This window comes from Nocardia albiluteola (genome assembly GCF_018860155.1).
Classification (GTDB): domain Bacteria; phylum Actinomycetota; class Actinomycetes; order Mycobacteriales; family Mycobacteriaceae; genus Nocardia; species Nocardia albiluteola.
Genome location: NZ_JAHKNI010000008.1, coordinates 105,941 through 126,464, shown reverse-complemented (window position 1 = coordinate 126,464; position 20,524 = coordinate 105,941). Strand labels below are relative to the sequence as shown.

21 protein-coding genes are annotated in these 20,524 nt (G+C 67.5%); 10 read left to right on the top strand and 11 right to left on the bottom strand.

Annotation, left to right across the window (positions count from 1 at the left end; genetic code table 11):
* Positions 1–149 precede the first annotated feature (149 nt).
* Positions 150–785 (bottom strand): TetR/AcrR family transcriptional regulator, encoded by a 636-nt coding sequence (locus KO481_RS23925; RefSeq protein WP_215919867.1) that lies wholly within the window; start codon positions 783–785, stop codon positions 150–152.
* Positions 786–846: 61 nt separating this feature from the next.
* Here KO481_RS23925 and KO481_RS23920 point away from each other — a divergent pair, with 61 nt between their 5' ends.
* Positions 847–1,719: a ketopantoate reductase family protein gene (locus tag KO481_RS23920; RefSeq protein WP_215919865.1), complete on the top strand. Its 873-nt coding sequence runs from the start codon at positions 847–849 to the stop codon at positions 1,717–1,719.
* 354 nt (positions 1,720–2,073) lie between these two features.
* Here the strand turns inward: KO481_RS23920 and KO481_RS23915 are convergent, their stop codons facing one another.
* Positions 2,074–2,811 carry an SDR family NAD(P)-dependent oxidoreductase gene (locus tag KO481_RS23915; protein WP_308166759.1) on the bottom strand — a complete coding sequence of 246 codons (738 nt, stop codon included), beginning with the start codon at positions 2,809–2,811 and terminating at the stop codon, positions 2,074–2,076.
* Between the two features lie 176 nt (positions 2,812–2,987).
* Entirely contained in the window at positions 2,988–3,860 is an 873-nt protein-coding gene (locus tag KO481_RS23910) for an NAD(P)-dependent oxidoreductase (RefSeq protein ID WP_215919861.1), read from the bottom strand.
* 153 nt (positions 3,861–4,013) lie between these two features.
* Between KO481_RS23910 and KO481_RS23905 the strand changes: the two genes are divergently transcribed.
* Both KO481_RS23905 and KO481_RS23900 read left to right on the top strand, forming a co-directional pair.
* Entirely contained in the window at positions 4,014–5,123 is a 1,110-nt protein-coding gene (locus KO481_RS23905) for an agmatine deiminase family protein (protein ID WP_215919859.1), read from the top strand.
* A 28-nt stretch (positions 5,124–5,151) separates the two neighbouring features.
* Positions 5,152–5,724, top strand: a complete 573-nt coding sequence (locus tag KO481_RS23900) for a TetR/AcrR family transcriptional regulator (RefSeq protein WP_215919857.1) — start codon at positions 5,152–5,154, stop codon at positions 5,722–5,724.
* A gap of 6 nt (positions 5,725–5,730) precedes the next feature.
* Here KO481_RS23900 and KO481_RS23895 read toward each other — a convergent pair whose 3' ends face one another.
* The 5 genes from KO481_RS23895 to KO481_RS23875 all read right to left on the bottom strand — a co-directional run bounded on the left by KO481_RS23895 (position 5,731) and on the right by KO481_RS23875 (position 9,619).
* Positions 5,731–6,102, bottom strand: coding sequence for a VOC family protein (locus KO481_RS23895; RefSeq protein WP_215919855.1), 372 nt, complete (start codon positions 6,100–6,102; stop codon positions 5,731–5,733).
* Positions 6,103–6,174: 72 nt separating this feature from the next.
* Entirely contained in the window at positions 6,175–7,119 is a 945-nt protein-coding gene (locus KO481_RS23890) for a hypothetical protein (RefSeq protein ID WP_215919853.1), read from the bottom strand.
* Positions 7,120–7,465: 346 nt separating this feature from the next.
* Entirely contained in the window at positions 7,466–7,849 is a 384-nt protein-coding gene (locus KO481_RS23885; RefSeq protein ID WP_215919851.1) for a hypothetical protein, read from the bottom strand.
* A 317-nt stretch (positions 7,850–8,166) separates the two neighbouring features.
* The gene (locus tag KO481_RS23880; RefSeq protein WP_215919849.1) at positions 8,167–8,820 is read right to left on the bottom strand and encodes an NADPH-dependent F420 reductase; all 654 of its coding nucleotides are present in this window, start codon (positions 8,818–8,820) and stop codon (positions 8,167–8,169) included.
* 217 nt (positions 8,821–9,037) lie between these two features.
* A complete protein-coding gene (locus KO481_RS23875) occupies positions 9,038–9,619 on the bottom strand; it encodes a TetR/AcrR family transcriptional regulator (RefSeq protein ID WP_215919847.1) in 582 nt (193 codons plus the stop codon).
* A 127-nt stretch (positions 9,620–9,746) separates the two neighbouring features.
* Between KO481_RS23875 and KO481_RS23870 the strand changes: the two genes are divergently transcribed.
* Positions 9,747–10,628 (top strand): NmrA/HSCARG family protein, encoded by an 882-nt coding sequence (locus KO481_RS23870; RefSeq protein ID WP_215919845.1) that lies wholly within the window; start codon positions 9,747–9,749, stop codon positions 10,626–10,628.
* A 128-nt stretch (positions 10,629–10,756) separates the two neighbouring features.
* Here KO481_RS23870 and KO481_RS23865 read toward each other — a convergent pair whose 3' ends face one another.
* A complete protein-coding gene (locus KO481_RS23865) occupies positions 10,757–11,851 on the bottom strand; it encodes a coiled-coil domain-containing protein (protein WP_245401470.1) in 1,095 nt (364 codons plus the stop codon).
* 403 nt (positions 11,852–12,254) lie between these two features.
* Here KO481_RS23865 and KO481_RS23860 point away from each other — a divergent pair, with 403 nt between their 5' ends.
* Both KO481_RS23860 and KO481_RS23855 read left to right on the top strand, forming a co-directional pair.
* Positions 12,255–12,836 carry a TetR/AcrR family transcriptional regulator gene (locus tag KO481_RS23860; protein ID WP_215919843.1) on the top strand — a complete coding sequence of 194 codons (582 nt, stop codon included), beginning with the start codon at positions 12,255–12,257 and terminating at the stop codon, positions 12,834–12,836.
* 39 nt (positions 12,837–12,875) lie between these two features.
* Complete coding sequence (locus KO481_RS23855) at positions 12,876–13,664, top strand: SDR family oxidoreductase (protein ID WP_215919841.1); 789 nt, start codon at positions 12,876–12,878, stop codon at positions 13,662–13,664.
* 79 nt (positions 13,665–13,743) lie between these two features.
* Here KO481_RS23855 and KO481_RS23850 read toward each other — a convergent pair whose 3' ends face one another.
* Positions 13,744–14,316, bottom strand: coding sequence for a YbhB/YbcL family Raf kinase inhibitor-like protein (locus KO481_RS23850; protein WP_215919839.1), 573 nt, complete (start codon positions 14,314–14,316; stop codon positions 13,744–13,746).
* Positions 14,313–14,807 (bottom strand): MarR family winged helix-turn-helix transcriptional regulator, encoded by a 495-nt coding sequence (locus tag KO481_RS23845; protein ID WP_215919837.1) that lies wholly within the window; start codon positions 14,805–14,807, stop codon positions 14,313–14,315. Before KO481_RS23845 ends, KO481_RS23850 begins: the two co-directional genes overlap by 4 nt.
* A 143-nt stretch (positions 14,808–14,950) precedes the next feature.
* Here KO481_RS23845 and KO481_RS23840 point away from each other — a divergent pair, with 143 nt between their 5' ends.
* From KO481_RS23840 to KO481_RS23825, 4 genes are all read left to right on the top strand, one after another.
* Complete coding sequence (locus KO481_RS23840) at positions 14,951–16,411, top strand: MFS transporter (protein ID WP_215919835.1); 1,461 nt, start codon at positions 14,951–14,953, stop codon at positions 16,409–16,411.
* A gap of 36 nt (positions 16,412–16,447) precedes the next feature.
* Entirely contained in the window at positions 16,448–17,197 is a 750-nt protein-coding gene (locus tag KO481_RS23835) for a dienelactone hydrolase family protein (protein ID WP_215919833.1), read from the top strand.
* A gap of 60 nt (positions 17,198–17,257) precedes the next feature.
* Positions 17,258–17,527: a hypothetical protein gene (locus KO481_RS23830; RefSeq protein ID WP_215920433.1), complete on the top strand. Its 270-nt coding sequence runs from the start codon at positions 17,258–17,260 to the stop codon at positions 17,525–17,527.
* Between the two features lie 157 nt (positions 17,528–17,684).
* The gene (locus KO481_RS23825) at positions 17,685–20,477 is read left to right on the top strand and encodes an aminotransferase class I/II-fold pyridoxal phosphate-dependent enzyme (RefSeq protein ID WP_215919831.1); all 2,793 of its coding nucleotides are present in this window, start codon (positions 17,685–17,687) and stop codon (positions 20,475–20,477) included.
* Positions 20,478–20,524: the final 47 nt, after the last annotated feature.

The following is a 20,524-nucleotide window of genomic DNA, read 5'->3' as shown; positions in this document are numbered from 1 at the left end:
GTCCGGCCTCGGGGAACATTGGTGCAGCGGTTGGCGCTGGGATCGATCATGGTCGGCTAGCACACCGGCTGGGAGCTTCGCTCGCTTGCGGCCCTCGCCTTGGCCGGCCTCCGGTGTGCTGTCTTTGCCCCGCGGTGCAAGTCCCAGACTTACCGACCGGCCCGGGTCGGTGGTGCGCTCATTGCTGCCGTCAGGAACGTGATCGCCCAGCGCCGGGCCTCCTCGCCCGCCGTCACCGTCGGGCAGGCCAGGGAGGGCCGGTGGTAGACCTCGACGCGGTCCACGGCCGTCACGGCGAAGATCCCCCGCATCCGGAACACCAGCTCCTCTGGGGCAAGGCTGGGCAGTGCGCGCGCGAAAGCCGCTAGGTAGCGCTCACGTACCGCGTCCTCGTCCGGGCCGGTCCAGCTGCGCGCTTCCTCGGCCGGGTCGCTGAGGATCGTCACGATCAGCCGGGACGTCCGGGCTCCGCTCTCACTGCCAGCGGGCATCTCGTCGAAGAGCGGCCCTGCGAATGCTTCCACCAGTTCGGCGACCTGCGGGTCCGCAGTCCGGGCGAGCAGTTCGTCGAGCCCGGCGCTCTGGGCGGCGGTGATGGGCTCGGTCACGCGGCGGGCGACCGCGGCCAGGAGTTCCGCCTTCGAGCCGAAGTGATAGCCGACGGCGGCCAGGTTCGCTCCGGCGAGGTCGGTGACCGCGCGGACCGAGGTGCCGCGATAGCCGCGCTCGGCGAAGAGGTGTTCGGCCGCGTCGAGGATCTTGGTCCGGGTATCGGGTAGCGCCATATGTCGTACTATACAAACGTTCGATTGAAACGAACGTATGACTCATGCGGAAGAGGCTGTCATGAAACTGCTCGTATACGGCGCCGGGGTCTGCGGCAGCCTGTTCTCCGCCCGCCTGCACGAAGCCGGGCTCGACGTCTCGCTCCTCGCCCGGGGCGAGCGCCTGGCCTCGCTGCGCCGGCACGGCGTGCAGCTCGCCGACGGAGACGGCGCTGCCGTCAGGCGGGTACCGGTACCGGTGGTCGAGCACCCGGCAGGCGGGTACGACCTGACCGCCGTCCTCGTGCGCACCCATCAGGTCGGCGCGGTGCTGGAGTCGCTCGCCGGCCTCGAAGGCGACGTGCTGTTCCTGCACAACTGGGCGGCTGGCGCGGAGCCGCTAGGCGAGGCGATCGGCCACGAGCGAGTACTGCTCGGCTTCCCCACGGTCGCCGGCACGATGGACGGCGACGTGGTCCGCCCCCGCGCGACCACCTTCATGACCAGCCGGGTCCCGATGCCGATCGGCGAACCCGACGGCCGGACCACCCCGCGACTGGCACGGATCGTCCGGGAGTTCCGCACCGCCGGGATCAACGCCAAGGCCGAGCCGCGGATGGATGCCTGGCTCAAGACACACGCCGCGTTCGAGGTGCCACTCGGGCAGAAGGTGCGCGCGGCGGGCGGCCCGGTGGCGCTGGCCCACGACCCCGACGCGGTCCGCGGCATGCTCCACCTGGTGCGGCAGAACCTGGCCGCCATGCCGACGTCGCCGGTCCCCCGCGCGTTCGCTGCACTGCAGACCCTGCCGGAAGGGCTGCTCGTGGCCCTGCTGCGGCGTTTCCTGCGCAGCCCGACCGCCGTGAACAGCGGGCTCAGCAACGCCTCCCCGGCAACGGTCGCCGAACTCGGACGGCTGGCCGAACAGATGCGCGCCTGTGCGAAGGTCCGGTAGACCAGCGGCGGCAATAGCTCTTCGGCTGCACCGCACCCGAGTGCGGTCCGGGGACTTCCACCGGACCTCCGGCACCCTCGGTCGACGATTGGCGAACCGACACCTCGGACACCCCGCACGCACAGCACTTCGAGCGCAGCTGCCGCACTCTGTCGCTGTCGGTAAACGATCGTTTGACGCGCCAACCGCTGTACCGATGTTCCCCGAGGCCGGCGTCAGTCGGCGTGGCCGAAGAGTTCGGCGATGTACGAACCCGGCTCGGGAACGAACTCGGCACCGAATGCCGCTACGGTCGCCCCGCCGGGAATGGCGCTGCGACCGTGTGCCGTTCGGCGATGCGAGTGCTGGTCGCGCTCAGTGCAGGTACGACGCCCCGTTGACGTCCAGCACCGCCCCCGAGCTCCAGACAGCTTCGGGCGAGGCGAGATACCTTACGGCGGCGGCGATCTCGGCCGGTTCGGCCACACGTCCGAACGGGCTCTGTGCGCGCACGGCGTCGGTCACCCGGTCCGCGACCCGTTCGGTGGCGACGAATCCGGGCGCGACCGAGGCGACGGCGATCCCGAAGGGGGCGAGCGCGACCGCCAGGGACTGCCCGAGCGCCTGCACCGCGGCCTTGGTGGCGCCATAGGCGGGATGGTCCGGCTCACCCCGGAAGGCGCCGCGGGAACCGACGTTGACGATGCGCCCGGATATCCCTCGGTCGATCATATGCCTTGCCGCGCAGTAGGATACGTTCGCGGTGCCGAGCAGATTCACGTCCACGGTGCGGCGCCACGCGTCCTGCCACCCGTCGTAGTCGATGGTGGCCAGCGGCTGCGGCAGGTTCACCGCCGCGTTGTTGACCAGCACGTGCACCGCGCCCATCGCGACGACCGCGGAGTCCACCACGGCCGCGGCCCCGGCCGGGTCGCCGATGTCGCCGCCGATCAGCACGTGGCCGTCACCGCTCAGATCGTGCAGGGTGTCCTGGGCGTCCTCGCGTCGCGAAGAATAGTGGACCGCGACGCGGTCGCCGTTGTCCGCGAACGCTTTCGCGATCGCCCGCCCGATCCCCCGCGACGCCCCCGTCACCAGCACTCCGCGATTCACAGCCCGACCACCTGCCCATTCACCATGCGTACGAGCCTGCCACATCAACCTCTCGCGCGCGGACGCCGCCGCCGGTTGGCGCGGGGGTTGCTGCCGTGCCAGCGCGCTGCCGGACGGTGCACAGGATTACTGCCACCCCCGGCCCGAACACCCGGGGCCGGGTTCGTTCCGCGAGATCATTCGCGCAGCAGATCGATGACCTTGGTCTCGCTGAGCTCCCCATGCCCGGCCGCGACCAGCCGGGTGAAGATGTCCAGGGCCGTGTGCCCGAGGGCGGCGGGGTTGCCGAGCGCCTCGGCGAGCTCGACGCCGATGCGGGTGTCCTTCAGGCGCAGGGCCGCGGTGAAGTCGATGTCGTGGTCGTGGATATTCTCCAGGATCAGCCTGCTGATCCGCACGACGGTGGGGCTCGCCGCGCCGCCGCGGGACAGGGCGTCCACGACGGTAGGCAGGTCCAGGCCGGCCAGCTCGGCGGTGCGCAGCGCCTCCGCGGTCGCGGCGATCTGGATCGAGCCCAGCAGGTTCTGCATCAGCTTGTACGCGGTGCCCGCGCCCACCTCTCCGAAGCGAACGATGCTGGTGCACAACGGTTCCAGCAGCGGGCGGGCGGCCTCGAGGTCTGCGGCGTCAGCGCCCGCGAACAGCGTCAGCTTCCCGGCCGCGGCCGCCGCGGGCAGCCCGGTGACCGGCAGGTCGAGATACCGAAGCCCATGCGCGGCAGCATCTTTCGCAAGCTCCAGCACATGCGGCCGCGAGAGCGTGGAGCATTCGATCGCGAACGCGCCCGCGGCGGGCGCACCCGCCAGCGCCCCGTCCGGCCCCGACCACACCGCCCGCGAAGCGTCGTCGTCGGCGACCATGGAGATGATCGCTTCCGCATCCTGCACCGCGGACCGCGGCGTCTCGGCGGAAACAGCTCCGCGCGCAACGAGAGTCGCTACACCGCCCGCCGATCGGTTGTAGACCCGCACTTCGTGCCCGGCGTCCACCATCCGCCCGGCCATCCCCGATCCCATCCGGCCCAACCCCAGAAACGCAATCCTCGCCACCCGCGTCACCCTATCGAGGCTGCGGCGATCCAGCTTCGCCTCGCCGATCCTCGTGACGCGGAAGTCGGCCACGTCACACACTCCCATCTTGACTGAAATTTCAGTCAGGAATTAGGGTCGTGTCCACAGTCCACACGCGAGGAGACCCCCGAGATGCGGCGACGCACATTCGTTCAGCAGTCGATGGCCACAATCGGCGGCCTGCTGCTGGCAGCTTGCGGCGACCAGAGCGGGCCTACCAGCAACAGGCACGAGGGGAGAAAGTGGATGATGCCCGAGGAGGGGCGTCCGCACGCGCGGACATGGATGGCCTTCGGCGCCAGCGAACGGATCTGGGGCCCCGACCTGCTACCGCAGGTGCAACGCGACCTCGCCACTGTCGCCACCACCATCGCCCGGTTCGAGCCGGTGTCGATGCTGGTGCGGACCGCGGACATGGATGTGGCCCGGGGTCTGATCGGGAGTGCGAACGTCGAGCTGATCGCCGCGGAGATCGATGATCTGTGGATGCGCGACACCGGCCCGGTGTTCGTGACCGGCGACGGCGCGCGGGCCGGGGTCGATTTCAACTTCAACGGCTGGGGCGGCAAGCAGCGACACAGCCGCGATGCCCGAGTCGCGCAGTTCGTCACCGCACGCGCGGGGGTCGAGCGGGTACGCACCGATCTGGTGCTGGAGGGCGGTGCCCTCGAGGTGGACGGCGAGGGCACCGCGATCATCACCGAGAGCTGCGTGCTCAACAGCAACCGCAACCCGGGCTGGAAGAAGAACGACGTCGAGGAGGAGCTCGCCTACCTGCTGGGCATCGAGAAGGTGATCTGGTTGCCCGGCATCGCGGGGCACGACATCACCGACGGCCACACCGATTTCTACGCCCGCTTCGCCGGGCCCGGCGTCGTGGTCGCGGGCCTGGACAACGACGAGACGTCATTCGACTACGACGTCACCCGCCGTCACCTCGACATCCTGCGTTCGGCCACGGACGCCCGCGGTCGCACACTGCGGGTGGAGACGTTGGAGGGGCCCTCGACCATCCGGGTGAAGGGCGCCGGGGACGACTTCGCGGCCGGCTATGTGAACTTCTACGTGTGCAACGGCGCGGTCATCGCGCCCGAATTCGGTGACTCCGACACCGATGCGGCCACCGCGGCCACCCTGGGGCGGCTGTTCCCGGGCCGTCAGGTCGTGCAGATCGACATCGACGCCATCGCGGCCGGTGGCGGCGGAATCCACTGCACCACCCAGCAGGAGCCCGCGGCGTAGCCGCACCTGCGCCCTACTGTGAGGAATCATGTCCGATCGTCGAACTCAGATCCTGGAGGCCGCCGTACGCGTCATCGCTCGCGATGGAGTACGTGGGCTGCGCGTGGAAAAGCTCGCCGCCGCGGCGGGTGTGTCCACCGCGCTCATCTACTACCACTTCCAGGATCGTGGTGGGGTGCTGCATGCGGCGCTCGAGCACATCAATCACCGCGCCGTGCGCTACACCGACCCCGCACTCGCGGAGAACGATCCCCGCACCCGGATCGTCACCATGCTGCTGCTCGAACTACAGGACACCGACGAGGTCCGCGAAACCAGCATCGCCTGGGGTGAACTGCGGGCCAGCGCCGTCTTCCACCACGACCTGCGCGAGGCCCTGCACGCCACCACCGACGCGTGGAACGCCGACATCGCGGAGCTCATCGGGCAGGCGCAGGGCGCGGGCACGATCGGCCCCGACATCGACCCCGCCGCTGCCGCCGAACGCCTCACCGCCCTCGTCGAGGGACTCAGTGAACGCTGGCACAGTGGCTCCATCGACCTGGAGCGCGCTCGTGAACTGCTCACCGGCGCAATCGGTCTCGAACTCGACCGCGCGTGATCCCGATCAGCTCAGGCGGGCCCGCAGGAGGCAGAATTCGTTGCCCTCGGGGTCGGCTAGGACGTGCCACTGCTCCGCACCGGTCTGGCCGATGTCGGCCGGGCGCGCCCCGAGCGCCAGGAGGCGTTCGAGTTCGGCGTCCTGATCGCGGTCGGTGGCGTTGACATCGAAGTGGATTCGCAGTCGGCCGGCCTTGGGCTCGGTGGTGGGGCTGAAGATCAGGGTGGGCTGCAGTCCGCCGAACCCTTCTCGCGGCCCGATCTCCACCGCGCCGTCGGTGGTATCGAGCACGACGAAATCCAGTACCTGGCACCAGAACTCCGCCAGCCGCGGGGCATCCAGGCACGGGATGATCAATTCGGAAATGCGACTTGCCATGTGCGGCACCCTACGGTCCGACCGTTCCGCGCGGCCAGTCTTTTGTTGGGACCGACCGCAATTCGCGGGGTCTCAGATCGGCAGGATGCCGTGACGCGGGTGTTGGCGTGCACGCGGCAGCACCATTACCCCGGTGCCCTCGACCGTGGTGTGCGGGCCGAGGCCGCTCAGGTCTATCGACAGTCGACGGCTCACCATCCATGCTCCGAACAGCAGATCCTGCCCGGGGTCCGCCCCCGCGGGATACTCCGGTTCCTCGATCCCCGGCAGGCGGTCGTCTCCGCAGCGCTCGTCCAGCATGGCCGCGTACGCCTCCGCCCGAGCGAGGACCTCCTGTTCGGGGCGAGGCTCGCCGGTGTGGGCGTTGGCCTCAATCCACTCGGTCAACTCCTCGAGCGTATCCACGGGGTCGTCTTCCTCGCAGCGGTAGACCCGCACGTCGTCGCACGACACGCAGTGCATGATGATGTGGCCGTCCTGGGCGATACACCACTGGCTCCACGTATTCTCGGTGAAATCCTGATCGGCCAGCTCGAACAGGTGCGCGGCTCCGAACCGTTCGCTCAGATCTTCCATCCGCCGGTACAACCGGTACCGGCTCTGCAGCGAGGTCGAGGGTGATCGGTCCCCGCCCAGGATCTCGTCCTTACACAGGACCAAGGTCCAGCCGTCCAAGGCCGGGGTGACGAAGACGCCGAAGTGGGGACTGAAGCAGCCGGACGGGTTGACGGCCGAATAATCCTGCCCCTGCCACGGAGCAAATCCCATACGCATCGTCGCGGGCACCGGATCGATGAGGTCGAGTGCGTCCAGGACCGCGGCCTGATCGGTGGTCGGCAACGCGTACCAGGCACCGTTCAACTGTTGCCGACGCAATGGTTGGGGTGTCTCGACGCGCTGCTTCATCCGGATCAACCGCTCAAGCGCCAGCAGATCCTTCGCGCCGATCTGGTCCCAACCGTATTCGGCAAGCATCTCCAATCTCATCCGGCGTCGCAACGGCTCCAACTCCCCCATCGCCCGTAGTAGATTCGCCGTGCCCGGCCCCGCATTGCCCACCGACCATATCGCGTGGCGGCGGATCGATTCCGTCGTACTACCGAGCAGCGTGAGCACGACCGGTAGATGTGTGCACTGGTGTGGAGCAATGCCGGTGCCGCATCGGTTGTTCCATCGCATTGCGCAATCGATCGTCGAGTCCAGCGGGCCGGGCGGGATTTCGAGTATCCGAGTCCCGGGTGGCATGCCGAGGGCGGCCAGTAGCCGCTGCCTCAACCCCTCGGTCTGCGCATCGACGAGTGCCTCGACCAGGGCCTGGAAGTCCGTCTTCCGTTTGGGTTGCCAAGCACCGGACTGTATGACTTCAGGGTTGCAGGCCCCTCACGAGCAATGCGACAACCTGCTCAGTGATGTCCTCATAGGTGAGTCGACCGCCGGAGCCGTGTTGTAGCGCGGGGCGTAACGAGCTGGAGATTGCCCCGAATATCGCGTGGCGCAAGATGTCTGGTGCAAGATCGTTTCGGATGCTGTGATCGCGCTGGCCGCGAACAATCTGGGCCTCAAAGCGTTCGACAAGCGCAGCGGTATCGAGGTCGGTAGCTCGATGCGAGTCTTGGTCGCCTGCTGATGTGTCGATGCCGTGCCCGCCGAGCAGGATCGGGTAGCAGGCGCTGATTTGGGCGAGTGAGCGAATGAGCTGTTCGATGGTCGACGCGGCGGTGCCGCTTCGAGCGACTGCATCGTCCATCGCTTCGTGGCGTTACGCGCCATACCCAACAGCGAATTCGCCTGTCCAGCAACGCCACCGCGGGCAACCAATCGTGTCCGGTCAACAAAAGCGCGGCGACACCGCCCTGGGTGAGCGCCGAACCCGCGGTGGTCACCAGCAGCACCGTCCGCCGGAGTACCGGTCGGCCATCGCGCTGCCCGACAGCGACACCGCCTGCCCGAAGAAAAACCACCGGAATCCCGCATGTTGACAGGGAGAAAAACGCATTTGCCGGGTCATCTACCGCCGCACCGAAGCCGACGACCTGCTCATCTAACCAATACGATCACGGGTCCTTACCGTTCCAGTACACCGAAAGCAACGTTCGCCCGGCCTTTGCCCTCGAAGACCGCCAGCGCCGCCCACAGGGCCAGGGTGCTGTCGACGGTTTCGACCTCCTCCGTGCCGCCGACGCGTACCGGACGCAGTCCGACTTCCGTGATCAGTTGCTCGACGAGCACCTGGTTTTCGGCAGGCCCGCAGTAGAACAGGTCGGCGCGCCGGTCGCCGAAGACCGGCTCGGCGAACACCTCCCAGCCGTAACCGTTGAACGCGCGGTAGAGGGCGGCATCGGGTGCCTGCTTCTGGATGATGTCGAAACTGTTGAGGGTCTTGCGTTCGCCCCATTCGCCCGTGGCTTCGGCCGCACCCTTGACGAGTTGGTTGGTGGCATCGATGACGATGCGGCGGTCCAGCAGTTTCCCGTAATCGGCCACCACCTGCTCCACCGCGGCTCCGGTCACCGCCAGCAGTACCACGTCGGCGTCTCTGAGAGCCTCGGAGATCGTGGCGATTTCGGCGTCGCCAAGCCGTTCCCGCACGACCGCGACATTCGAAGACTCTGGATCGCGGACCCCGAACAACACCGAATGCCCGGCGGCAATCCACTTGCCACCCAGTGTCGCACCGATATTGCCCGCACCGATGATCGCGATCCGCCCTGCCGACATGCCGTCCTCGCTCTTCTCAGTTGCCGCGCCTCGTCCGCGACCGTCGGGCACTCATAACCCTGCGTCGCGAAAGGGTATTCCAGGGCCGGTCTTCCTCCGGTTTCGGTGCACATCGACACGTTCCTCGAAGACCTCCGAAACTCGAACACCGCGGCTAACACGATCCGCGCCTACCGCGCGGACTGACGCGATCCGCGGCTGCGGGTCCTGTAGCCGGTTATGGGACGCGAAGCCCGTCGAGCACGACTGTGATCAGCTGGTTCGGGGCGCCGCGCAATCGGGCGCGCCGCTCGGCTACCGCCACGCCGATGAGCAGATCCAGCACGTCGGCGATATCGACATCGGGCCGTATCGCCCCTGCCTCTTTCGCTTGTGCGAGCAGGGTTTCGAACGACCGATGGAAGTCGTCCAGGAGGTGGCCGGGGATCGTGATGGCTGTGTTGTCACCGCCGTCGACCGCTTCGCACAGTGCCTGGTTGAGGGCGACCTCGCCAACGAGATGGGCGAAGTACCCGCCGAATGCCTCCGCCGGTGCGGTACCGGCCGCCGAAAGCGTGCGTGCTCGCTCGGCGAACTTCTCGACGCGGCCGAGAACGACTGCCTCGAACAGTGCGTTGCGCGTGGGGAAATGCCGGTACACGGTGCCGACACCGACCCCGGCGCGGCGCGCGATCTCGTCGAAGGACACCGACGAGCCGTCGGTCGCCAGCATCTCCCGAGCGACGGCCAGCACCTGATCGCGGTTGCGGCGCGCGTCCGCGCGCAGCGGCTTGGCGACCGGCCCGGGGTTGTCATCCATTCCTCGATCGTAGCGGCCGCGCGTTGCAAAATGGAGAGAGTTCTCCGTATAGTCCGTAAGGGGAGAAACCTCTCCGGTTATCGCGGCCTGCCTGCCCGATTACCCGCAGATCGACCACGGAGGACGCATGGATCAGGTTGTTTTCGTTACCGGCGCGACCGGGCAGCAGGGCGGGGCCGTCGCGGACCGCTTGCTCGCCGACGGATGGCGGGTGCGGGCGTTGACTCGCCGTCCGGACAGCGTCAGGGCTCAGGCGCTGGCGGCCGCGGGTGCGGAGGTGATCGAGGGCTCGCTGGAGGAACCCGCGACGATCGAGCGCTGCATCGATGGCGTCTACGGGGTGTACAGCGTGCACCCCGGGGGGCTGGCCCCGGAACAGGACGAGGTGAAGGCGGGCAAGGACATTACCGATGCCGCGCTGAAATACGGTGTGGCGCATCTTGTCTACAGCTCGGGGCTGGGTGCCGACCGGGGCGGGCAGCCGGCCAAATGGGAGATCGAGCAATACATCGCCGCGTCGGGCGTCTCGGCCACGGTGCTGCGGCCGAGCTCCTTCATGGAGAACCTGATCACGCAGTCCGCCACGGTCGGGATCAGAGACGGCGCGCTGCGCACCGCCGCCGCTGCCCATGTGCGCCAGCAGTTCATCGCGCTCGACGACATCGGCGCATTCGCCGCACTCGCGTTGCGGAGTCCGGCTGACTATCGTGGCCGGACACTGGAACTGGTCGGTGACGCACTGACGCCGCCCGAGGTCGCCGCTCAGGTCGGCGCCGCCGTCGGGCGGTCGGTCCCCTACATCCAACGCCCGATCGAGGAGCTGCGCCGCATCAATGAGCGATTCGCCCGCGGCTACGAATTGATCAACAGCGGCGACGGCAGCGTCCCCGACATCGATATCGATGAACTACGTGCACTGCACGCGGGATTGCTGAGCTTCCGCGACTGGCTCAGCCATAAGGGAGCGGAACTGATCCGTCCGTTGCTGGATCCTCGGCCCGGGGCCTGAAGCGCGGACCGCCTAGCCCCCGAACGCGCCGCCCTGTGCCGCCAGCACCGCGGCGTTCGCCGCCCGCTCCGCAAGCTCCGGCTGTGCGGGCGTGCGTAGCAGCACCAGCTGGTGGTACAGCGGTGGGATCACTCGGCAACCGCGGCGCCGGGGCGGGCCTGGGCAAGCAGCTCGTCGGCGAGGCGTTCTGCGCGTTCTGCGCGGGCGAGGGTTTGGGCGCGGGCGTCGTCGAGGGTGGCGAGGCGGTCGGCGGATTCCTGGTGGGCGGCGGCCAGGGCGGTAGCGTGTCCGGCCCGCAGGGTCGCGAGGTCGGCGGCCGCGGCGCGGCGGAGGTCGGCCAGTTCGGCGCGGGCGGCGGTGATTTCGGCGCGGGTGCGGGTGAGGTCGTCACGGGATTCGGCGAGGGCCTGGTTGCGGTCGGCGACCGCGGCCTCGGCGCGGTCGATGGCGCGGTCGGCGTCGGCGGCGCGCTGCACCGCCAGATCGCGCTCTGCGGCGGCGGCCGTGATCTGCTGGGCGGCCTCGCGTTTGGTGCGCTCGGCCTCGGCGGCGGCATTCTGTCGGGCCAACGCGATCTCCTCGCCAGCCTGTTCGCGAGCGCGCTCGACATCCTGCGCCGCCTCGCGGCGTGCGGTGCGGATCTGAGCTTCGGCGTCGGTGCGCGCGGCGAATACGTCGTCGGCGGCCCGGGTGGTGATGCGCTGGACCTCAGCGAGCGCGTCGTCGCGCGTGGCGAGGGCCTCGGCGATGCGGGCCTCGGCATTCTCGGCGGCCGCGGCAGCATCCTCGGCAGCAGATTCGGCCGCCGCCCGGGCCTGCTCGGCCTCGCGGCGGGCCTGTTCGGCGGCGACGGCGGCCACATCGGCCTCGGCGATCCGGCGCGCGGCCTCGGCCTGCACGGCCTGGACCTGCGCCTCGGCGACGGACGGATCGGCGAGGGTGGACAGTTCGGCGACCGCGGTGGTGAGCGTGCCGCCGAGCTGCTCGGCCAGCGTACGGAACTGGGTGAGCAGTTCATCGGCGCGCAGCCGCGCGACGGTGACCGGACCCTGTTGCGTCACAGTGACGTTCGCGGCCGGGGTCTGGGCTTCCTCCTGTTGCAGGCGCTGGCGCTCCCGCCAGGCCCGCCAGCGGGTGTGCTCGGGGTGGTCGCAGTATTCCGAGGGCCGTCCGGGCCCGCCGCCGCGGGTGATCGTTCGGGAGCAGCCCGGGTAGTTGCACATCGTCGTCACCGGGAAATCGTAGCGTTGGTTTCGTCATATCGAACGAATTAACACGAAACGAATCTTGGTGGGACTCAATTCGATTCGTTCCGTGCTGACCCCCGATAAGTGAACGTTATCGGCGGTCAGGATCGAAGAATCCCCCCATTGACCGCCTTCGAAATACGTTTACGTTTGGCGTTACATAACGCAACGTATCTACAACGAATCTCGTTGAATACTAGGGTCGCTGGTACGCAGGTACCAATCTCGAATTCCTCGACGTCGGCGGCCGGGCTCTGTTGTGTAATATTATCCGCGCGGATAATGTTATCCATATGGATAACGAAGTTTCCCGCCTCGTTGAGCCACCGGGCGATCGGCCCGCCAGCTGCGCCGAGGTCGGCAAGGAGGCGCAGTCGTCATGACCATCCATCGGGCGGCGACCGCGGCCCGCAGACAACAGATCACCTGTGCCGCGGTCGCTCTGCTGGGCGAGCTCGGCTACCAGGCCACCACCTTCGAGGCCATCTGCAACAGGGCTGGGCTCAGCAGCAAGCGGCTGATCACCTATCACTTCTCCAGCAAGGACGAGTTGTTCGCGGCCATCGCCGATCAGATCGTCGCCGACGCCGACACTCACACGCGGACCACCCTGGCGGCCGCGACCGGCGCCCGTGAACTGCTCGCCGCCGTCATCCGGGCGAACGTGGCGTTCATCGCCGATAACCTGCCGCAGGTGCGGGCGCTCCAGCAGATCCTTCTCAACGGCGGTCACGGCGTCTGGGAGCGCCACCACACCGAATCGCTGAACCGGCTGGCCCGTCTGTTCGAGCAGGGCCAGCGCACCGGAGGCTTCCGCGCTTTCGATCCGCAGGTCATGGCAGCGGCGCTACGAGCCTCCATCGACAGTGTGGTCCCGCTCCTTTCCGCTGGTCTCGACCCCGACCTCTGTGGAACCGAACTGGTCGAACTCTTCGACCGCGCGACGAGTGAACGGCCCTGACGCGAAGGCGTAATCGGCCTGCACACGGAAGGAACAGCAATGACGTACACAGAGGTTGCCGGGCGCACGTATGTCGTGACCGGCTCCGCCTCGGGCATCGGTGCGGCGACCGCGACGATGCTGCGCGAGCGTGGCGCCAAGGTCATCGGCTGCGACCTCGGCGACGCCGATATCGAGGCCGACTTGTCCACCCCGGAGGGCCGGCAAGCGCTGATCGACCAGGTAGCCGAGTGCGGGCCCATCGACGCAGTGCTCGCCGTGGCCGGGGGCGGCAAGACCGGTCTCCTCGAGACGAACTACTTCGGCGCTGTCTCGACGCTGGAAGGGTTACGGCCACTGCTGGCGAAGAGTGCGGCGCCCCGAGCCGTGGTCGTGTCCTCGACCTCGTCGCTGGCGCCCGCGGATGAGCGCGTGGTGCAAGCATGCCTCGACGGCGACGAAGCCGCCGCCGTCGCCTACGTCGTCGCGGACCCATCCATCGGCGGCACCGCAGGTGCTTACGGCATCGCCAAACGTGCGCTGAATCGTTGGGTACGCAGGGTTGCCCCGACACCCCTGTGGGCGGGAGCCGGCATCGCCCTCAACGCTGTCGCGCCCGGCGTCGTCGACACACCCGCGGCCGCTTGGATCCTCGCGAACGAAGACACCCGCACCGCCATGGAAACCGCAGCGCCGCAACCGTTCGGCGGCTTTCCCGGGCGCCCGGAATGGGTCGGCGAGCTCATCTGCTGGCTCGCCGGCGCGGACAACCGATTCGTGACCGGTCAGGTCATCTTTGCCGACGGGGGTGCGGAGACGGCGTTGATCGGAGACCTGCACTGGCGTTGAGGGCCAACAGTCGGTCATTGCGCGCCTCCTCGACTTGGCGCGGTTCACCTTCACCGTGTTCTTGGTTCGCCGGCACATGTCAGTTGCGTCCGTAGAAGCCGTCGAGGCGACCACGGGCGAGGACGTGACCGGTAGTGGTGAGGACGTCGCGCGGCTTGGCGGAGTCGAGCGTGGCGCCGTGCGCTCGCTCGGCGAGGGGAGTACCGAGCGCGAACAGCTGGAATACATATCGATGTGGGCCATGGCTTTTCGGCGGCGCCATGCCGAAGTAGCCGCTGCCGATACCCGACCGCAGAACCCGTACGCCCTCGGCGGGGCCAGCGACGTCGAGGCCACCGACGGCCAGGCTGTTAGTCGAGGCGTCGAGCAACGCGAGGCAGTGAACGAAGGGCATGGGTGTGGGGGCGTCGGGATCCTCGACAACCAGCAGTAACTGCGCCGTGTCCGCTGGGACCGGCGACCACGTCAGGGCGGGTGAGAGATTCTCACCGCCGACCCGTGTCGCGGCGTGCACGGTCGCGATTGCGTGTTCATGTTCGAAATCCGGGCTGCTCAGCGCCAGTGTCTCGGCACCGGCGAGATTCGGGGCGTGCCAAGCGAGTCCTGCGTGTCCTGTCCGCTGGCTCTTGGTCGGGTCCATGCGTACTGTCATGTGGTTTCCTGGGGGTTTTGCTTGGCTGGGTTGTCGCGTAGGTGGGTAACCTCGTCGAGGGTGCTGCGTTCGGATCGTTCGACGAATCGCAGCAGTGAGCCGAGCTCCTCGGTACCGAAGACCTCGAGGTCCTCGTGGGTGCGAGCGGCCAGCCCTTCGAAGTAGGCCGCGATGCGCGTCAGGCTCTCGGCGGTCGTTTCGATCAATACGCGACGCCGATCCCCGGGATCGCTGACTCGCGTGATGCAGCCGGCCGCGTCGAGCCGATCGATCATGCGCGACACCGATCCCGGGGTGAGACCGACGCGACGCGCGAGTTCGGCGGCGGTGGCGGGACCGTGCTGGTTCAGCACATGCAGGCAGTCCAGATCACTGGGGGCCACACCCATCCGGTCGGCGATCAGCCGATTGAGTTGCGCGAGCGCATTGACCCATCCGGGTAATGCGGCCAGCACTCGATCTTCGGTTTCCCGCCGCGAACTGTGACTCACCCTTGGCCTCCCTGTGGTTCGGGTACGTCCGCGAACCTACCCTAAATAAGTGTGCCATGCAACTATTGTGCAACACACTAGGTTCGTGACACACTCATTGCGCCACGCACTTAGTGCGTGGCGCAATTCAGAGAAGGATGTTGATGCCACAACGAATCACCGGAACCACCCGCACGATCGCGCTCACGGTCGTGCTGCTCGCGGCATTCATGGACCTGATGGACGTGACGATCCTGAACGTGATGCTGCCGACGATCGAAGCCGATCTGCACGCCGGTCCGGCGGCGCTGGAATGGATGCTGTCCGGCTACACGCTCGCGCTGACCGCCGGCCTGATCGCCGGCGCCCGCCTGGGCGATCGATGGGGACACAAACGCGTGTTCATCATCGGTATCGCCGGATTCACCGCCGCATCGGCGCTGTGCTCGGTCTCGATCGATCCCGGCATGCTCATCGCGGCGCGAGTCGGGCAAGGACTCTTCGCCGCGGCCATGATTCCGCAGGTGCTTTCGCAGATCCAATTGCTGTATCGCGCAGAGGAACGCGGGCCGGCCATGGCCGCGTTCTCGGCCCTGTCCGGAATCGCCGCGACCCTCGGACCGATCCTCGGACCGGTGCTGCTCGATTGGAACCTCGCCGGGCAGGGCTGGCGACTGGTCTTCTGGGTGAACGTGCCGGTCGGCGTCTTCGCCGCGATCGCCGCGGCCCGGCTGCTGCCCGATGGGTATCGTGACAACGATCAGCAGTTGGATCCGATGTCGGTCCTGCTCGCCGGTTCCGGTCTGGCACTGGTGATCTACCCGCTCATCACCGCATCGGCGGGCACCGGCTGGCCGTCCTGGGCCTACCTGGTCATCGCAGCCGGGCTTGCAGCGCTTGCTCTCCTCTATGTCCGGCAGCGGCGCATCGCAGCGCGCGGCGGGCGGCCGCTCATCGACCTAACCGTCCTGGCGCAGCGCTGCCTGGCGGGCGGGCTCGCGGTCCAGTTGTTGTTCCTGGTGCCGATCATGGGGTTCTTCCTCACCGTCATGCAGTTCCTGCAGCGCGGACTCGCCATGAGCCCGCTGCACGCCGGATCGACCATGCTGGCCTGGTCGATCACCGTCACCGTGTTCGCCGGACTGGCCGCCACCGTGCTCCTGCCCCGGATCGGCAGGCGCACAGTCCAACTCGGACTCGTCATCACCGCGATCGGCCTGGCGCTACTGGCCACCGTCGCCGCACATGCCCACAGCCACACGGGAACACTCGATCTACTGCCCGGCATCCTGGTCGGCGCGGCCGGCATGGGACTGGTCGTCGCCCCCATCGCCCAGCTCACCCTCGCCGACCTCGCGCCCGATCGAATCGGCACGGGCTCGGGCCTTTTCAACACCGTCAGCCAACTCGGCGCCTGCATCGGCGTCGCCGCGATCGGCACCCTCTTCTTCGGCGGACTCCACCACAACATTGGCACAGATCGCCCGGCCGCCTACGGCCACGCCTTCGAACAGACACTCTGGGTCAGCGTCGGGCTGCTCGCTGCCGCCTTCGCAATCAGCTACGCCCTGCCCCGCCCCGAGGCTGCAGCGCACCGACACCCCGCCCCGGCCGCCGCGCACTGACATCAGCTCGAAACATAAACCACCACAGGAGAATCCATGCCCACCAAGACCCTGCACATCCCCACCACAGACGGTCACGCCGACGCCTTCGCCGCCTATCCCGACCACGGTGACCGGTTTCCGGGAGTGCTCTTGTACACCGATGCCTTCGGCCTGCGACCCGAATTGAAGGACAGGGCCCGCGAATTGGCCGCGCACGGATACTACGTGCTCGTCCCCAATCTCTACTACCGGCACGCACCCGCACCGGTGATCACCCTCCCCGGCCACATCAGCGAAGAGATCCGGCCCACGATCATCGCCGAACTGTGGCCGCTGATCCAGGCACACACCACCGAACGCGTCCTGCGCGACGCCGACGCCTACCTCGAATTCCTCACCGCCCAGCCCGAAGCCGCCACCGGACCCGTCGGCGTCATCGGCTACTGCCTCGGCGCCGCCCTGGCAATGCGCACCGCGACAGCCCACCCCGACCGCGTCGCCGCCCTGGCCGGATTCCACCCCGGATTCCTCGTCACCGACGCCCCCGACAGCCCCCATCAGCAACTCTCACAGCTCACCGCCCAAGTCCACCTCGGCCTCGCCGTCGGCGACATGCGCGCCGAGACGATCGACAAACTCAACCAGGCCTTCGATTCTGCAGGCATCGACCACACCACCGAGATCTACCCCGACACCGTCCACGGCTACACCATGTCCGACACCGACGCCTTCAACCCCGAAGCCCTACAACGCCATTGGGACCGCCTGCTCCCACTCCTCGACCGAACCCTCACCACCGTCTGAGATTCCACCGGCATACACAACTGCCCGCAGCCTCACCAGGCCATCGCAGGTTCGCTCGCCTTGGAGCAGTCCCGGGCCGGCGCGCCCGATCCGGACGACCTGGCCACCATCACTCCGTACACCACGCGCACGATCCGCCGCTTCGGCGACTGGGTACTCAACCTCACCCCACCCGAGGGGGAGCCGGTCACCCGTCTGGACCTCGAGCCGCGCGCTCTGTTCCCCACCGCATATGGCCCACCCATTGCAATGCGACTCGGCTCGGGAATCGCGCCCGGCCGGGCCGACCTTTTCGACAGTGCTCGCGAGATCGGTTATTGCGTTCGGTGACGGGCGGGGAGTGGAAATTCGCCGGTGCGGCCCTGGGACTGTGGCTAGGAATTCGCTCGATGGCGGGACACAATATTTGCAGGATGAATGTTCCAGGGTGATCCGATGTTGTCGACAGATCGCCTCACATGCACTGATTGGTGGCGAAACCGAGGACATGCACCAAGACGGCGAACGCGCGAAAGGGCTTACTGTCTCCGCGCTGGCGGCGGTGGCGAATCCGTCGTATTCGCGAATCGACACGTGGAATCTGCTCGACGACGCGTGTCAGCGGCTCGCCGAGGTCAACAGCGCCGGGCTGGACACCACGCACGAAGCCGCCCGGGTGCGGCGCCTGCTCGATCGGCTCGGCGCCTACGAGCGGTACTGGCTGTACCCGGGTGCGGCCAGATTGGCGGCGTTTAACGGATATATCGCCGATCTGGCCACGGTGCAGCTCACCGAGGGGGTGGCGCTGGCTGTCCGCCTGCTCTCGGAGTACGGCGACGGCGCAGTGGTGTTCGACACCTCCGCACTGCTGGCCGATCAGGAACTCGTGGCGCGAACCAAACAGCAGCAGTTCTTCACCGTCCTGCTCGGCGACGACTCCCTGCCCGAAGCTCCCGAGGGCCTGGCGGTGAGCCTGCGGGCACTTCGTGACCCGTCCGACGATGTTCAGTTCGAGTTGCTCGTGGTGGCGAGCATCGAAGACGCCATCACCGCCGTCGCGCTGAACGGCGAGATTCAGGCGGCGATCATCCGGCACGACCTGCCGCTGCGTTCCCGCGACCGGGTGCCGTTGATGACCACGTTGCTCGGCGCGAACGAGGACGTGATCGTGACCGAGCGCACGAAGAGCTGGGTCGAATGCGGTGAGTGGATCAAGCAGTTGCGACCGCACATCGACCTGTACCTGCTCACCGACGAGTCGATCGCTGCGGAGACCGAGGACCAGCCGAACGTCTATGACCGCACGTTCTATCGGCTCAACGATGTCACCGACCTGTACAGCACGGTGCTCGCCGGCTTCCGGAGCCGCTTCGCCACACCGTTCTTCGACGCCCTGCGTGCCTATGCGGCCGCGCCGGTCGGCCAATTCCACGCCCTTCCCGTCGCGCGCGGCGCCAGCATCTTCAACTCCAGGTCGCTGCAGGACATGGGCGAGTTCTACGGCCGCAACATCTTCATGGCCGAGACGTCGGCCACTTCCGGCGGGCTGGACTCACTGCTGGATCCACACGGCACGATCAGGTCGGCGATGAATAAAGCCGCGAAGACATGGTGCGCCGATCAGACGTATTTCGTCACCAACGGGACATCCACCGCGAACAAGATCGTGCTGCAGGCCCTGACCCGGCCGGGCGACATCGTTTTGATCGATCGCAATTGCCACAAGTCGCACCACTACGGCCTAGTGCTCGCCGGGGCGTACCCGATGTACCTGGACGCCTACCCGCTCACGCCGTTCGCGATCTACGGAGCGGTGTCCCTGTACACCATCAAGAAGGCGCTGCTGGACCTCGAAGCGGCCGGACAACTAGACCGGGTACGCATGCTGCTGCTCACCAACTGCACGTTCGACGGCGTCGTCTACAACCCCCGGCGTGTGATGGAGGAAGTCCTGGCGATCAAGCCGGACATCTGCTTCCTGTGGGACGAGGCGTGGTACGCGTTCGCGACCGCGGTGCCGTGGGCGCGGCAGCGGACCGCGATGGTGGCCGCCGAGCAACTCGAATCGGCACTGTCCTCGCCTGGGTATGCCGAGATGTACCACGCATGGCGTGCCTCGATGCGGGAAGTCGACCGGGCCGAGTGGGGCGAGCGCCGACTGCTTCCCGATCCCGGACGGGCGCGGGTACGCGTGTATGCGACGCACTCCACCCACAAGTCGCTCTCGGCGCTTCGGCAGGCGTCGATGATCCATGTCCGCGACCAGGATTTCCGGGCTCTCGTCCAGGATATGTTCGCCGAGGCGTTCCTGACCCACACCTCAACCTCGCCGAACCAGCAACTCCTGGCATCGTTGGACCTGGCGCGGCGGCAGGTCGACATCGAGGGTTTCCAGCTGGTCCGGAACGTCTACGAAATGGCGCTGGTCTTCCGTCACCGGGTCCGCAAGGACCGGCTGATCGGCAAGTGGTTCCGCATCCTCGACGAGGCCGACCTCGTGCCCGACGAGTTCCGGCGCTCTGCGGTCAGCTCGTACCAGCAGGTCAGGCTGGGTGGTTTGGCGGAGTGGAACGAGGCGTGGCGGTCCGATCAGTTCGTGCTCGATCCGACCCGGGTCACCCTGTTCATCGGTGAGACGGGCATGAATGGGTTCGAGTTCCGCGAGCACGTCCTGATGGACCGGTTCGGCATCCAGATCAACAAGACCTCGATCAACAGTGTGCTGCTGATCTTCACGATTGGCGTCACCTGGTCGAGCGTGCACTACCTGCTCGACGTGCTGCGACGAGTGGCTACCGACCTCGAGCGCAGCCGGAACGCGGCCGGTGCGGCCGATCGTGCCCTGCAGCAGCGACGGGTCCACGAGATCACCGAGGAGCTGCCGGCACTGCCCGACTTCAGTGAGTTCGACAGCGTATTTCGTCCCGACGGTGCCAGCTCGTTCGGCGATATGCGATCGGCCTTCTACGCCGGGTACGAGGAGTCCGACCGCGAACACGTCCTGCTCGGCGACGCCGGGCGACGGCTCGCCAAGGGGAAGACCCTGGTGTCCACCACCTTCGTCGTCCCGTACCCGCCCGGCTTCCCGGTGCTGGTCCCAGGTCAGGTGATCTCGCGGGAGATCCTGTATTTCCTGGCCGAACTCGACGTCAAGGAAATTCACGGATACAACCCCGACCTCGGGTTGTCGGTCTTCACCGAGGCCGCGCTCGCCCGGCTGGTCGCGGCTCGGTGTGTAAGTGCCGGGGCAGGCGGTGCGCTGGAGGCAGCTCCAGCATCGACGTCGCCCACCCCCGGGTAGGGGGCGCAGTTTGGCTGGACGTGTGAAACACCCACATGAAACACTCT